Annotated in this window: 17 protein-coding genes and 3 tRNA genes; 16 read left to right on the top strand and 4 right to left on the bottom strand. The window is 63.7% G+C overall.

All coding sequences use genetic code 11. The annotated features are described in order from the left end of the window. The first annotated feature begins 39 nt into the window (after positions 1 to 39). Positions 40 to 1,179, top strand: a complete 1,140-nt coding sequence (locus FJ039_07800; GenBank protein ID MBM4406066.1) for an amidohydrolase — start codon at positions 40 to 42, stop codon at positions 1,177 to 1,179. Between the two features lie 193 nt (positions 1,180 to 1,372). Here FJ039_07800 and FJ039_07795 read toward each other — a convergent pair whose 3' ends face one another. The 4 genes from FJ039_07795 to FJ039_07780 form a co-directional block, all read right to left on the bottom strand. Continuing rightward, the gene (locus tag FJ039_07795) at positions 1,373 to 2,482 is read right to left on the bottom strand and encodes a Fic family protein (GenBank protein ID MBM4406065.1); all 1,110 of its coding nucleotides are present in this window, start codon (positions 2,480 to 2,482) and stop codon (positions 1,373 to 1,375) included. Between the two features lie 531 nt (positions 2,483 to 3,013). Continuing rightward, positions 3,014 to 3,841 carry a hypothetical protein gene (locus FJ039_07790; protein ID MBM4406064.1) on the bottom strand — a complete coding sequence of 276 codons (828 nt, stop codon included), beginning with the start codon at positions 3,839 to 3,841 and terminating at the stop codon, positions 3,014 to 3,016. A 3-nt stretch (positions 3,842 to 3,844) separates the two neighbouring features. Further along, complete coding sequence (locus FJ039_07785; GenBank protein MBM4406063.1) at positions 3,845 to 4,237, bottom strand: hypothetical protein; 393 nt, start codon at positions 4,235 to 4,237, stop codon at positions 3,845 to 3,847. Positions 4,238 to 4,386: 149 nt separating this feature from the next. Beyond that, positions 4,387 to 4,761, bottom strand: a complete 375-nt coding sequence (locus tag FJ039_07780) for a hypothetical protein (protein ID MBM4406062.1) — start codon at positions 4,759 to 4,761, stop codon at positions 4,387 to 4,389. Positions 4,762 to 5,029: 268 nt separating this feature from the next. On the opposite strand from FJ039_07780, the gene FJ039_07775 reads away from it, so the two are divergent. The 15 genes from FJ039_07775 (at position 5,030) to FJ039_07705 (ending at position 12,869) form a co-directional block, all read left to right on the top strand. Next, positions 5,030 to 5,105: transfer RNA gene (locus FJ039_07775), tRNA-Thr, on the top strand. Positions 5,106 to 5,201: 96 nt separating this feature from the next. Next, positions 5,202 to 5,287: transfer RNA gene (locus FJ039_07770), tRNA-Tyr, on the top strand. A gap of 46 nt (positions 5,288 to 5,333) precedes the next feature. Then, positions 5,334 to 5,409 (top strand) — tRNA-Thr (locus FJ039_07765). Between the two features lie 19 nt (positions 5,410 to 5,428). Further along, positions 5,429 to 6,634: an elongation factor Tu gene (gene tuf, locus FJ039_07760; GenBank protein MBM4406061.1), complete on the top strand. Its 1,206-nt coding sequence runs from the start codon at positions 5,429 to 5,431 to the stop codon at positions 6,632 to 6,634. Positions 6,635 to 6,682: 48 nt separating this feature from the next. After that, positions 6,683 to 6,850, top strand: a complete 168-nt coding sequence (rpmG, locus tag FJ039_07755) for a 50S ribosomal protein L33 (GenBank protein ID MBM4406060.1) — start codon at positions 6,683 to 6,685, stop codon at positions 6,848 to 6,850. A 3-nt stretch (positions 6,851 to 6,853) separates the two neighbouring features. Further along, a complete protein-coding gene (gene secE / locus FJ039_07750) occupies positions 6,854 to 7,096 on the top strand; it encodes a preprotein translocase subunit SecE (GenBank protein MBM4406059.1) in 243 nt (80 codons plus the stop codon). Positions 7,097 to 7,122: 26 nt separating this feature from the next. Beyond that, complete coding sequence (gene nusG / locus FJ039_07745; GenBank protein MBM4406058.1) at positions 7,123 to 7,695, top strand: transcription termination/antitermination protein NusG; 573 nt, start codon at positions 7,123 to 7,125, stop codon at positions 7,693 to 7,695. Positions 7,696 to 7,746: 51 nt separating this feature from the next. After that, entirely contained in the window at positions 7,747 to 8,169 is a 423-nt protein-coding gene (gene rplK, locus FJ039_07740; protein ID MBM4406057.1) for a 50S ribosomal protein L11, read from the top strand. A gap of 19 nt (positions 8,170 to 8,188) precedes the next feature. Then, positions 8,189 to 8,905 (top strand): 50S ribosomal protein L1, encoded by a 717-nt coding sequence (locus tag FJ039_07735; GenBank protein MBM4406056.1) that lies wholly within the window; start codon positions 8,189 to 8,191, stop codon positions 8,903 to 8,905. Positions 8,906 to 8,931: 26 nt separating this feature from the next. After that, complete coding sequence (locus FJ039_07730) at positions 8,932 to 9,651, top strand: 50S ribosomal protein L10 (GenBank protein ID MBM4406055.1); 720 nt, start codon at positions 8,932 to 8,934, stop codon at positions 9,649 to 9,651. A gap of 84 nt (positions 9,652 to 9,735) precedes the next feature. After that, a complete protein-coding gene (locus tag FJ039_07725; GenBank protein ID MBM4406054.1) occupies positions 9,736 to 10,119 on the top strand; it encodes a 50S ribosomal protein L7/L12 in 384 nt (127 codons plus the stop codon). Positions 10,120 to 10,212: 93 nt separating this feature from the next. Continuing rightward, a complete protein-coding gene (locus FJ039_07720) occupies positions 10,213 to 10,491 on the top strand; it encodes a DUF2442 domain-containing protein (GenBank protein MBM4406053.1) in 279 nt (92 codons plus the stop codon). Positions 10,492 to 10,553: 62 nt separating this feature from the next. Next, complete coding sequence (locus FJ039_07715) at positions 10,554 to 11,150, top strand: HD domain-containing protein (GenBank protein MBM4406052.1); 597 nt, start codon at positions 10,554 to 10,556, stop codon at positions 11,148 to 11,150. Next, on the top strand, positions 11,125 to 12,021 hold the full coding sequence (gene purU / locus FJ039_07710; protein MBM4406051.1) for a formyltetrahydrofolate deformylase: 897 nt from the start codon (positions 11,125 to 11,127) through the stop codon (positions 12,019 to 12,021). The genes FJ039_07715 and purU overlap by 26 nt, the downstream gene beginning before the upstream one ends. 185 nt (positions 12,022 to 12,206) lie before the next feature. After that, positions 12,207 to 12,869, top strand: a complete 663-nt coding sequence (locus FJ039_07705) for a hypothetical protein (GenBank protein MBM4406050.1) — start codon at positions 12,207 to 12,209, stop codon at positions 12,867 to 12,869. Positions 12,870 to 12,892: the final 23 nt, after the last annotated feature.

Raw genomic sequence — 12,892 nt, 5'->3', positions numbered from 1 at the left:
CGCGGGGCGAGCCTCGCGCTAGGAAATAAAGGAGTATTGATGTACAAGTCCACGACGGGTCACCCTTACAAGATCATCTCGGGCGATTCCCACACCATCGAGCCGCCCGACCTCTGGAGCAAGTGGCTGGAGAAGAAGTACCAGGACCGCGCCCCAAAGCTGGTGAAGGACGAAGAGGGCGGAGACGCCTGGCAGTACGAGGCCGGCGGCGTGGCCGAGCCCCTGGGCCTGGTGACCCGCGTGGGCGGCAGCTTTGAGCAGCTGAAGTGGACAGGCTCCAAGTACGGCGTGAACATCCACCCCGGCTGCCACGACGGCAAGGAGCGCCTGAAGCTCCTGGACATAGACGGCGTGGACGCCGAGTTCCTCTACCCGCCCCAGCGCGCCATGAACACCTTCATGCGGCAGACGGACCAGGAGGCGCACCTGGCGGGCATGCGCGCCTATAACCGCTGGCTGGTGGAGGGCTTCTGCTCCGCAGACACCAAACGGCTCTTCGGCGTTGTGCAGATGCCGAATCTGGGCGTGGAGACGATGGTCTCCGAGCTGAAGGCGGCGCGGAAGCAGGGCGTCCGCGGCGTGGTCATCAGCACCTGGCCCAGCGGCGGGCAGTCCATCTCCAAGGCGGACGATGCCTTCTGGGCCGCCGCGGAGGAGACGGGCACCCCGGTGAGCATCCACATCTCCCTCGCGAACACAGGCCAGCCGCCCCGCAAGAGCAAGATCCAGGAGGCCGGCCCCGCCATGGGCTCCACGGCCTTCGGCAACTTCATGCCCATCATCGTGGAGATGATCTTCTTCGGCGTCTTTGACCGCTTCCCCAAGCTCAAGGTCATCGGCGTGGAGGTCGGCGGCGGCTGGGTGCCCCACTTCCTGGAGATGATGGACGACCGCTACTGGCGCAACCGCAACTGGGCCAAGACCCAGCTGAAGAAGGTGCCCAGCCAGTACTGGTATGACAACTTCCTGGCCACCTTCATCATTGACAAGATCGGCGTCCAGGTGCGCCATGCCGTCGGCCTCGATAACATAGCCTGGTCCACGGACTTCCCGCACCACGGGAACGATTTCCCCTACTCCCGCCGCACGATTGACGAGCACTTCGTGAACGTGCCGGAGGAGGAGCGCTACAAGATCGTCTGCGGCAACATCGGCAAGACCTACGGCCTGCTGAACTAAGCGCCGCCCTCTCGCGCGAAGCTCGCTTAAAGAGGCCCGCCCCCGCGGGCCTCTTTTCTTTCCCCTGTCACCCTGAGCGCTCCTTGTCTGCAAGGTAGCGAACGGGTCTACGTTAGCTGGGTTGGCTGTCCTAATCTACGCAGATTCTGCGTAGATTAGGACAGCTATTCGACGCAAGGAGGGGAAAGGGACGCTACCCTTTCCTGCGCGGGGCGAGGGCGTAGCTGGTGCTCCGCCCGCCTTCGGGGCCGGCGGCCAGGACGCCGCGCTCAACCAGGGACTGGATATCGCGCAGGGCGGTATCGTGGGAGCACTTGGCGAGCTTCGCATACTTCGCCGTCGTGAGGTTGCCCTGGAAGCCGTCCAGGAAGCGGTTCAAGACCAGCGACTGCCGCTCGTTCAAGGTGATGCCTTGGATGCTCTCCAGGAACCTCGCCTTGGCGAGCACCTGGGCCAGGAGGCCCTCTGCGCTGTCTATGGCGCGGCCCAGGCAGCCCAGGTACCACTCCATCCACGGCGTCACGTCCAGCCTTCCCTTTTGCGTCCGCTCAAGGACCTCGTAGTAGCGGGCGCGCTCCTGGCGGATCTGGGATGAGACGCTGTAGAAGCGCTGGGAGCTCTTCTCCGAGCGCGCGAGGCACATATCGGCGATGGCGCGGGCGATGCGGCCGTTCCCGTCGTCGAAGGGGTGGATGGTGATGAACCAGAGGTGGGCGATGCCCGACTTGAGGACGTTGTCCATAGGCTCGGGGCCGTTGAACCACTTGAGGAAGGCCGCCATCTCCCGCTTGAGCCTGGCCGGGGAGGGCGCGGCGAAGTGGACGCGCCGCCTGCCCACGGGGCCGGAGACGACCTCCATAGGCCCGGTGCGCCACGCGCCCACGGTGATGGTGCTGAGGCCGCTGCGCCCCGTGGGGAAGAGCGCGGCGTGCCAGGCAAAGAGCCGCTTTGCCGTGAGGGGCTTGGCATGGTTGCCCGTGGCATCCAGCATCATCTCCACCACGCCGTCCACATGGCGGTCGGCCGGCTTGAGGGCGCCGATCTCGATGCCGAGCCGGCGGGCCAGGGAGGAGCGCACCTGCTCGATGTTGAGGCGCTCGCCCTCGATCTCGCTGGTCTTCACCACGTCGGCGGTGAGGGTATGGAGAGAGGCCTCCTGGCGGAGCTTGAAGCCCAGGGCCGCCATGCGGCCGATGAGCCTGCCCTGCCGGTGGCGCAGGTCCGCCATCGGCTCGGCGAGCCGCGCCGCGTCCCAGGTGAGCTTGGGCCAGCCGGGCTGTTGATGGACATAGATTCTACGCATAACGTGCGTAGATTATAGCACAGGCGCGCCGCGCCAGGCAGATAATCTACGCAGAATCTGCGTAGATTAGCGCGGCTATTCGACGCAAGCATCTCCCTGTCACCCTGAGCCTTCTCCGGTGCAGAGCACTGGAGAAGCGAACGGGTCTACCCTGGCTGGGGTTGCTTGTGCAACCCGATGCTTCGCACCAGAGGCCTCAGGATGACAGGGGCGGACAGACCCACTGCCTTCTAAGCAGTTGCTCCACGACCTGCTGTTCATGAAACAGCTGCTTCCCCCAGCCGCCTGTTCCCTCGCGGTAAGAAATATCCCTCCAGGGATATTTCTTACGCGAACGGCGACTGAAGCGCTGCCGCGAAGGTCCAACAGAAGCGCCCTCTTTCGAGCGGCGATGTGCACTTGTAGCGGTGTCATTTTCATCTGGTGGAGAGGTCGCAGGCATGGGTTTGTAGCGCTTTGTAGCGCAGCTGTAGCGCTCACGCGGCTCGATCGGCCTGTTCTTTGTAGGCGAGGCCGTAAAGCGTCACTCGCTTATCGTTCACCGTGCCTTCGATGGGCACGAATCGGTTCCTTTCCCGCGTGAGGAGCACGCGCACACTCTTGGGGTTCAGCCCCAGGTCCTTCGCGATCTGCACCGGCGTGCTTGCCTTGTTCTCCAGGAGATAGGCCTCGATCACCTCCGCCATGGTGGGCGTGCGGTTGGCGTCCAGCTCCGGGAACTCCGCCAGACTGGAGCTGCGCGCCTGCTTCAGCCCCGCCTCGTCGTACTCCAGGGCCAGCACCTGCATGGGGCGCGGGCGCACATCGTTCGCCTTGGTCATCTCCAGGCCCAGGCCCATCAGGTTCTCGCGCTGCTGGCTGTGGGACGCGCACCTCCACATCGGCGCCGTTGCGGAACATCGTAGAGCCGAAGAGTTGCGATTCATCGGCCCGGGGCGTGTGGCCGATCCACAGTATCGCCACCCCAAGGGCGTTGCCGGCGTCCATCACGCGGTTCGCCGTGTCGTCGTCCGTCAGCTTGCCGTAGCCCGTGCGGGAGATGCTGTCCACCACCACCAGGCCCACCGCGCGCTTGGCGATGGCCTCCCGCAGGGGTTCCACCAGCGCCTCAAAGGGGCGGCCCCGGGCGTTGAGGGTCAGCAGCTCGCGCTCCACCGGCAGGCCCAGGGCGCGGTTGACGAGGGCGATGCGGTTGCGGACGGATTCGCGGCTGCGCTCCAGGTTGACGAAGAGGGCCCTGCGCTGCAGGACGGGCCAGAAGGTCTGGACGCCGGCATCCACGGAGACGGCCATGAGGAGCGCGAGGGTGCTTTTGCCCTTGCCGCCCTGGGCGAAGAGGATGGTGGAGCTGTGCTCCAGGAGTTAGGGCGTGAGGATGAAGCTGGGCGGGCTGAGCTTGCCCTGGAGCGCCTCCGGCTGGTCCCGGGCCATCCAGGCCTCCCAGAGGCCGCCGCAGAAGGCGTGGAAATCGTGCCGCATCTCCTCGTAGGCGTAGGCGGCGCGCTCCTCCGGGGTTTGGAAGGCGTCATAGACGCTTTTGATGAGGCGGTTGCGGTCCTCCACGCGCTCCACGTTGCAGAAGGTCCAGCCGTAATTGGCGCCGTTCACATAGACGCTCAGCCGGGCGTGGACGCGCCCGCGATCGAGGCGGACGGACTCGGCGGCGAAGGTGATGGTGAGGGCGGTGAAGCCGTCGTAGCTCCTTGTCACGCTGGAGGTGACGCGGTTGTTCGACCATTCGTAGGTGGGCGGCATGGTGACCTTTTGTCACCCTGAGCGCTCCTTGTCTGCAAGGAAGCGAACGGGTCTACTATTCCGTGGCTCCTTCGGCTGATCCGATGCTTCGCACCAGAGGCTTGCCGAAACTCCGCAACATTCGATGGGTTGACGGAACCGGGGTTGGCCTATTGGCCGTAGGCGTTCCTCCTCTCCTTTTTCCAAAGCGGCATCGGCTTTGGGGGCGATGGGGGCAGGCGCGCCGGAGGCGCCTCCGGGGGATCGTCCGGCTCCTCGCCCAGGACGTCGGCGATGGCCGAATCGAGGCGCCGGGAGGCCTCGTTCGCCTCCCTGACGCGGTCCCATTCGCAGACCATCTGCCGCTCTCGCTCCGTGAGGGCGATGTTGAAGCTCCGCGCGATGGCGGCGAAGGGGATCCGCAGGCCGTAGAAGGAGCGCAGCTGCCTGAGGAGGCGTTCCCGCTCGGGATGGTTGAGGACGTGCATCGTGATCTTCTGCATCAGCCGCTCCGCCGAAACATGCCGCTCCGCGTGATCTTCCACAATCACCTCTCGTTTAGGACTTCCTCTACTTATAAGTATAGGAGCCACTGTCTAGTGGCGGATGGCGTGAGTGGAAAGGCCCTGCTGGGCGGGGCGAACCCTGCTCTCCGCTTCCTGAATCCCCGTGTCGTCCCCGTCTCCTGCCGGACCCGGCTTGCGCCCGTGTGCCTCTTCCTATATACTGGTAGCGTCCCCCGTGAAGCGCAGCCCGATACCGTGTTGCCTTCCAAGGGACAGGTCGGCGGCGCCGGGGAGGCGTTGGATCCAGGCCCGAGTGGCGCAACGGCAGCGCACCCGATTTGTAATCGGGGGGTTAGTGGGTTCGAATCCCCTCTCGGGCTCCAGCCTCCCGGCTAGCCCTTTACGGACAGAGGAGCGAAAGATATACTTGACGATCGTGTGATTGCAGGGTCGCTGGACAGCCTGCAAGAGGTCGGCTTGCAGGGGTGGGTGAGCGGCTAAAACCGGCAGACTGTAAATCTGCTGCCTAACGGCTACGTAGGTTCGAATCCTACCCCCTGCACCATAGATATAAAGGAACTTATAGGGCACCAGCCCGTAATCATCATTAGGCCCAGATAGCTCAGTTGGCAGAGCACGTTCTTGGTAAGAACGAGGTCACCGGTTCAATCCCGGTTCTGGGCTCCAGAAATGAAGGAGTAGGCACATGGCTAAGCAGAAGTTTGAGAGAACGAAACCGCACGTGAACGTCGGCACCATCGGCCACATTGACCATGGCAAGACGTCGCTCACCTCTGCCATCACCAAGGTCCTTGAGCTCAAGGGCCAGGCGAAGCAGAAGAGCTACGCCGATATCGCCAAGGGCGGCGTGGTGCGGGATGCCTCCAAGATCCTCACGGTGGCCATCTCCCACGTGGAGTATGAGACGGATAGCCGCCACTACGCCCACGTGGACTGCCCCGGCCATGCCGATTACATCAAGAACATGATCACCGGCGCGGCCCAGATGGACGGCGCCATCCTGGTGGTCAGCGCGCCGGACGGCCCCATGCCCCAGACGCGCGAGCACATCCTCCTGGCCCGCCAAGTGCAGGTGCCGGCCGTCGTGGTCTTTATCAACAAGGTGGACCTGATGGAGGACAAAGAGCTCCTGGAGCTCGTGGAGCTGGAGGTCAAGGACCTGCTGAACAAGTACAAGTTCCCCGGGGATAAGATCCCCTTCATCCGCGGCAGCGCCCTCAAGGTGCTCCAGAGCGCCTCCAAAGACCCAAAGGCCCCCGAGTACAAGTGCATCATGGACCTTATGGACGCCGTGGATAAGAACATCCCCCTGCCCCAGCGCCCCAAGGACAAGCCCTTCCTGATGCCTGTGGAAGACGTCTTCGGCATCAAGGGCCGCGGCACCGTGGTCACGGGGCGCATCGAACGCGGCACCGTGAAGGTGGGCGAAGAAATCGAGATCATCGGCTTCGGCGAAAGCAAGAAGCGTGTCGTCACCGGCGTCGAGATGTTCCACAAGTCGCTGGACGAAGGCGAAGCGGGCGATGCCGTGGGTCTCCTGGTCCGCGGCGTGGAGCGCGAGGATGTGGAGCGCGGCCAGGTGCTGGCCAAGCCCGGCAGCATCACGCCCCACACGGAGGCCAAGGCGGAGGTCTACGTCCTCAGCAAGGAAGAGGGCGGCCGCCACACGCCGTTCTTCACCGGCTATAAGCCCCAGTTCTACATCCGCACCATGGACATCACCGGCGAGATCAAGCTCCCGGATGGCGTGGAGATGGTGATGCCCGGCGATAACATCACCATGGATGTGAAGCTCATCTCCCCCGTTGCGATGGAAGAGGGCCTGCGCTTTGCCATCCGCGAAGGCGGCCGCACGGTGGCCGCGGGCGTCTTCACCAAGATCACCAAGTAAGGACGGGCGGCTCAAGCCGCCCTGTGGGAAAGAACCGAGAGAACGGCTATGGCGAAAAAAGGCGAAAACAGGGTCATCATCACCCTGGCGTGCACGGACTGCAAAGAGCGCTCCTACAGCACGGAGAAGAACAAGCGTAACGATAGCGGACGCTTGGAGCGGAACAAGTTCTGCCCCCGGTGCCGCACCCACAAGATGCACCGAGAGGTGCGGTAGGCCATGACCACGCGCCCCGGCCGCGAAAGCTCATCGCCCGCCTCCATCATCCCCAAGAATGCCGCGGGCTCACCCTTCGGCTTCATCCGGGACACCGTGGCGGAGATCCGGCGCGTCACCTGGCCCACCAGGGAAGAGGCCACGCGCCTCACCGTGATGGTCGTCACCGTCTCCCTTGTGGTGGGCCTCGTCCTCGGCCTCTTCGATATCGGCTTCTCAAACCTCGTCAGGAAGGTCTTCATCTAGCGGAAGGCCGCGGTGAAGTGATGACCATGGCAGAGCAGATAGAGCAGAACCAGGCGGTTGAACTGCCCAAGGATAAGGATGTGCGATGGTACGTCATCCACACCTACTCGGGCTATGAGGACCGCGTCAAGAAGAACCTTGACCAGCGCGTCCTGACGATGGATGTGAAGGACAAGATCTTCAGCGTGGTGGTTCCCACGGAAGACGAGATCGAGATCCGGGACGGCCAGCGCCGCACCGTGGCCAAGAAGGTCTTCCCCGGCTATATCCTGGTTAATATGAAGATGGACGATGCCAGCTGGTACGTGGTGCGCAATACGCCCGGCGTGACCGGCTTTGTGGGCCACGGCAACAAGCCGGTGCCCCTGGAGGACGCCGAAGTGAAGGCGATCCTCAAGCAGATGGAGGCGGAGGCGCCCCGCGTCAAGGTGGGCTTCCAGAAAGGCCAGAGCGTCCGCATCACCGATGGTCCCTTCGCGGAGTTCATCGGCACCGTGGACGAGCTCTATCCGGACAAGGGCAAGGTCCGCGTCTTGCTCTCCTTCTTCGGCCGTGAGACGCCGGTGGAGCTGGACAACCTGCAGATCGAAAAGCTGTAAGCACCTATTCCCTGTCCTCTTCCCTGCGAGGGAAGGGGGAGGAGCACGACGATGGCTAAAGAAGTATCCGCAATCGTGAAGGTTCAGCTGGAGGCCGGCAAGGCCACTCCGGCGCCGCCCCTGGGCCCCGCCTTGGGCCAGCACGGCGTGAACATCATGCAGTTCGTCAAGGACTACAACGCCCGCACGGCGCAGATGGCGGGACAGGTCATCCCCGCCGAAATCACCATCTATAAGGACCGCAGCTTCACCTTCGTCACCAAGACGCCCCCCGCCTCCGCCCTCATCAAGAAGGCCGCCGGCGTGGAGAAGGGCTCCGGCCTCTCCGGCCGCGAAAAGGCCGGCGTCATCACCAAGACCAAGGTGAAGGAGATCGCGGAGCTGAAGCTGAAGGACCTCAACGCGAACGATGTAGCCGCCGCTGAGAAGATCATCGCCGGCACGGCCCGCTCCATGGGCATCACCGTTCAATAAGCAGACAGGAAGTATCGGCATGGCAATCGCACACGGCAAGAAATATCGAGAATCCCTCAAGCAGATAGACAAGGCCAAGCGCTATGCGCCCAAGGAGGCTGTGGCCCTAGCCAAGAAGACCTCCTCGGCCAAGTTCGATGCGGGCGTCCAGCTGCACATGACCCTGGGCGCCGATCCCAAGCAGGCCGATCAGCAGGTGCGCGGCACCGCCTCCCTGCCCCACGGGCTGGGCAAGACCATCCGCGTCATGGCCTTCGTCGGCGGCGAGTTGGTTCGCGCCGCTAAGGACGCCGGCGCCGATCACATCGGCGACGACGAGACCATCGCGAAGATCGAAGGCGGCTGGTCTGACTTCGAAGTCGCCATCGCCACGCCGGATATGATGACCAAGGTGGCCAAGCTCGGCCGCGTCCTGGGCCGCAAGGGCCTCATGCCCAACGCCAAGTCCGGCACCGTGGTTCAGCCCCAGGACATCGCCAAGGCCATCGGCGAAGCCAAGCGCGGCCGCGTGGAATTCCGCCTGGATCGCTCCGGCGCCATCCATGCTGTCATCGGCAAGGTCAGCTTTGACGAGCAGAAGCTCCTGGACAACATGGGCGCCGTGATGGAGGCCGTGATGCAGGCCAAGCCCGCCGCCATCAAGGGCGTCTATGTCACCCGCGCCAGCCTGAACGCCAACATGGCCCCCGCCATCAGGCTCGATATCCCCGCCCTCACTTCGCTCAAGGCGAAGTAAAGGAAGAGACTCCAGGGCGATCCTGCATGGTCGCCCGCGAAGAAGAAATCGGCTATACTACATACTGGCCATCGTGCTCAAGACAGCGGGGGGCGCAAGCCTTAATCATCCCGCCGAGGCAAGAAGGCGCACGGACGGAAGCTTCACGAAGGCTTTTGCTGCGCCCTGTGTCTCACAGCACAGGGCGCTTTTATTTGGAGGCAAGGATGCCGACGCAGGAAAAAGCAGAACAGATCGCGATGCTGGAAGAGAAGCTGAAGAAGGCGACCATCGTCCTCTCAGCTGAGTACCGCGGCCTCACGGTGAAGGACGTTTCCGAGCTGCGCCGCCAGCTTCGCAAGAAAAAGATCGAATACATCGTCGCCAAGCGGACCCTGGTCCGCATCGCCGCCGATAAGGTGGGCAAGAAGGGCCTGGATAAGGTGATGAAGGGCCCCACGGCTCTCGTCATCGGCTACGGCGATGTGAACGAACCCGCCAAAATCGTCACGGACCACATCGCCGCCACCAAGATCCCGCTCACCGTCCACGGTGGCGTGATGGACGGACAGGTGCTGGACCAAGGCGGCGTGAAGGCCCTGGCCGCGCTTCCGCCCAAGCCGGTGCTCATCGCCAAGATGATGGGGAGCATGAAGAGCCCCCTATACGGCCTGGTCCACGGCCTCAGCTTCCACACCGCGGGGCTCGCCCGCGTGCTGGAAGGCCGCCGCAAGCAGCTGGAGGCCGCCGCGCCCAAGGCATCGTAACCACCGGAATCACCAGCCTTGGGCGACCGGGGCTGTGACGCGAAAGACATCCCAATAGAGCAATAAAGGACCTGGAGGAACACAATGGCCGCAACGAAGGAAGAGATTTTCGATGGCATCAAGGGCCTCACCATCATGGACGTAGCCTGGCTCGTGCAGCAGCTGGAGAAGGAGTTCGGCGTCTCCGCCGCCGCGCCCGTCGCCGTGGCCGCCGCCCCTGCCGCCGGCGCCGCTGCTGCCGCCCCCGCTGAGGAGAAGACGACCTTCACCGTCACCCTCAAGGAGGCCGGCCCCAACAAGATCAACGTCATCAAGGCCGTCCGCGAGGTCACGAACCTGGGCCTCAAGGAAGCCAAGGACCTGGTTGAGGGCGCCCCCAAGCCGGTCAAGGAGAACGTGGACAAGGCCGGCGCTGAAGACGCCAAGAAGAAGCTCGAGGCCGCAGGCGCCGTCGTCACCATCAGCTAGTCAGCGGCTCCGCCTTACAATCGGCTCTGACTCGCGTGCAAGGACGCATGCCCTATAATTGGGCATGCGTCCTTCTTGGTGGAAAGGCTAAGGATGCCAAGTGCCGTCATGGCCAGGGTTCTGAACGATGCGCTCACCGCTCAACTGAGCGATGGGCGCACCGTCTCCGCGCCTCTGGCCTGGTACCCCCGGCTGGAGCATGCCGCTTCAAAGGAGCGCGCCAACTGGCGGCTCATCGGCAAGGGCCGGGGCATCCACTGGCCTGACTTGGATGAAGACATCAGCGTGGAGGGCCTGCTTGCCGGTCGCCACTCCGGCGAAAGCCAGGCTTCCTTCAAACGCTGGCTTGAGGCAAGGGCTAAGCGAAGGTAACAAGACTCGCTCTTTCAGGAGGTGCGGCGATGGCAGACTACAAAAAGGTCGGCTTCACCCGGATGGCGGACGGCACGGCCGCCGATTACCAGATCGTCATGGACAACACCCGGCGCGACCGGCCCCACATCGTCGGCCACGTCCTGGAGCTTCTGGAGAAGCTCCAGACCGTCAACCCCTCCTACCAGATCTCGCGCTACCACCACTCCCTCCAATCGGCCACCCTGGCTGAGGCGGCGGGCGAAAGCGAAGAGTACGTCGTCGCCGCCCTGCTGCATGACATCGGCGATAGCGTCGCGCCCGAGAACCACTCGGCCCTCGCGGCGGCTGTCCTCCAGCCCTACGTGAGCGACCGCACCCACTGGATCGTCCTCCACCACGGCCTCTTCCAGGGCTATTACTACCTCCACCACTTCGGCAAGGACCGCAACCTGCGCGATACCTTCAAAGGCCACGACTATTACCAGGCCTGCGTGGACTTCTGCGCCAAGTACGACCAGTGCGCCTTTGACCCCAAGATGCCCGCCAAGGCCCTGGAACACTTCCTCCCTGCGGTGAAGCGCCTCTTCGCCCGGGAGCCATTCTCCGCCTCCAAGACCGCCCGCGAAGGGCGCAGCATCACCAGCCTTGGCTATGCCGTCGCCCAAGCCAACCAGTAAAGCCCCGGCCAAGGCGGAGCCGGTCACGGCGACGCTCCTCATCTCGTGCCGCGACCAGCGGGGCATCGTCGCTGAAGTCTCGAACTATATCTATCGCAACAGCGGCAACATCGTCCATGCCGACCAGCATTCGGATGAGGAGCAGGGCCTCTTCCTTCAGCGCATCGAATGGGAGATGAACGGCTTCGGCGTCCCAAGGGAAGGCATCGCCGCCTCCTTCGAGCCGCTGGCCGAGAAGTTCGGCATGTCCTGGCGCCTGCGCTTCTCTGACATGCGGCCCAGGGTCGCGCTCCTCGTCTCCAACCAAGGCCACTGCCTGTACGACCTCATCGCCCGCGCCCAGATGGGCGAGTACAAGGCCGACTTCCCTGTGGTCATCAGCAACCACCCTACCTTCAAGGCGGCAGCTGAGAGCTTCGGCGCAGAGTTCCACTGCCTGCCCGTGACGCCGGGGACCAAGGCCAAGCAGGAAGAACAGATCATCCGGCTCATCGAGTCGAAGAAGATAGACCTTGTGGTGCTGGCCCGCTATATGCAGATCCTCAGCCGGGGCTTTGTGGAGCGCTACCCGGAGCGCATCATCAATATCCACCACTCCTTCCTGCCGGCCTTCGTGGGCGCCAAGCCCTACCAGCAGGCCCACGAGCGCGGGGTCAAGCTCATCGGCGCCACGGCCCATTACGCCACGGCCGATCTGGACCAAGGCCCCATCATCGAGCAGGAAGTGGCGCGCGTCACCCACCGCGATACGGTGAGCGACCTGGTGCGCAAGGGGCGCGACCTGGAGAAGGTGACGCTGGCGCGCGCCGTGAGCCTCCACCTGGGCAACCGCGTCCTGGTCTACGGGAACAAGACCGTGGTCTTTGACTAGGCGGGCAGGCCGCCCTTTCTGTCATCCTGACGCCTCTAGTGTGGCATGGACAACCACGGCCCGATCTTGCCCCCATCCTTCCGCGCCGTCTCCACGCTTTGGTCATCGAACTCTTTGACCGCATCCCTGTTTGGGATTACCATTCCCCCAGCGTCGGCCGTCCACAGGCCGCCGGGGGCTGATCCGTGTTCTTCGCTTACTTCACCGAGTTCTCCTATAAGGACTACCCCCGCGATGCCACGGTGCAGGTGGGAACCAATACCCTCACCTTCTCCAATGCCCATCTGGATCGGGAGAAGGCGAGCGCCTATTTCCAGCGCTACCTTGAAGAGGCCGGCTACACCGCAGGGCCGGAGCATCGCGGCTACCTGCTCAAGTGCCACGTGGCTGAGACGGATGAAAAGGCCTTGGAAGGAGCCAGGGAATTCCTCTTCATCAACGAGTTCAGGGACCATGGCCGCCCCGAGTGGGCACATCCATCCGGCTACGGTAGTCGCATGGCCGCGAGCCAGTTCGCCCGCCACTTCGGCGTCAAGTACTTCGGCTCGGAGATGAGACAAACGTCCTTTGACGATCTGCTTTCCACCTACCGCATCGTGGCAGGCAGTCCCAAGACGGTGGTCAAGAAGCTGCGCTATCTATTTGAAGAGCTGCGCCCCAGCATCCTTGTCCTCTGGGCGAACGAAGGGCGCATCAGCCCCGAGCGGAGCAAGGCCTGCCTGCGGCTCATGGGTCAAGAGGTGCTTCCCGCGGTCCGCGAGATCGGCAAAGAGCTGGAGCTGCGCAGCCCCGATGAGATCAACGCTCCCGTGAGCCTGGCCCACGCTCGCGGCGAATATGCCGCCTAGGAGCGGCAGCGGGCGGATGCCAA

Source organism: Chloroflexota bacterium, from assembly GCA_016875535.1.
In the GTDB taxonomy this organism is placed as follows: Bacteria; Chloroflexota; Dehalococcoidia; order SHYB01; family SHYB01; genus VGPF01.
Note: the sequence above shows the minus strand (reverse complement) of the source record. Positions and strands in the feature narration are given on the sequence as shown.

Excerpts from the sequence above, each read along its gene's own strand:
- FJ039_07715 (MBM4406052.1), top strand. The coding sequence starts at position 10,554 with ATGGCGGACGGCACGGCCGCCGATTACCAGATCGTCATGGACAACACC.
- FJ039_07730 (MBM4406055.1), top strand. The coding sequence starts at position 8,932 with ATGGTCGCCCGCGAAGAAGAAATCGGCTATACTACATACTGGCCATCG.
- FJ039_07725 (MBM4406054.1), top strand. The coding sequence starts at position 9,736 with ATGGCCGCAACGAAGGAAGAGATTTTCGATGGCATCAAGGGCCTCACC.
- FJ039_07735 (MBM4406056.1), top strand. The coding sequence starts at position 8,189 with ATGGCAATCGCACACGGCAAGAAATATCGAGAATCCCTCAAGCAGATA.
- purU (MBM4406051.1), top strand. The coding sequence starts at position 11,125 with ATGCCGTCGCCCAAGCCAACCAGTAAAGCCCCGGCCAAGGCGGAGCCG.
- rplK (MBM4406057.1), top strand. The coding sequence starts at position 7,747 with ATGGCTAAAGAAGTATCCGCAATCGTGAAGGTTCAGCTGGAGGCCGGC.
- secE (MBM4406059.1), top strand. The coding sequence starts at position 6,854 with ATGACCACGCGCCCCGGCCGCGAAAGCTCATCGCCCGCCTCCATCATC.
- FJ039_07795 (MBM4406065.1), bottom strand. The coding sequence starts at position 2,482 with ATGCGTAGAATCTATGTCCATCAACAGCCCGGCTGGCCCAAGCTCACC.
- FJ039_07800 (MBM4406066.1), top strand. The coding sequence starts at position 40 with ATGTACAAGTCCACGACGGGTCACCCTTACAAGATCATCTCGGGCGAT.
- tuf (MBM4406061.1), top strand. The coding sequence starts at position 5,429 with ATGGCTAAGCAGAAGTTTGAGAGAACGAAACCGCACGTGAACGTCGGC.
- FJ039_07720 (MBM4406053.1), top strand. The coding sequence starts at position 10,213 with ATGCCAAGTGCCGTCATGGCCAGGGTTCTGAACGATGCGCTCACCGCT.
- nusG (MBM4406058.1), top strand. The coding sequence starts at position 7,123 with ATGGCAGAGCAGATAGAGCAGAACCAGGCGGTTGAACTGCCCAAGGAT.
- FJ039_07785 (MBM4406063.1), bottom strand. The coding sequence starts at position 4,237 with ATGCCGCCCACCTACGAATGGTCGAACAACCGCGTCACCTCCAGCGTG.
- rpmG (MBM4406060.1), top strand. The coding sequence starts at position 6,683 with ATGGCGAAAAAAGGCGAAAACAGGGTCATCATCACCCTGGCGTGCACG.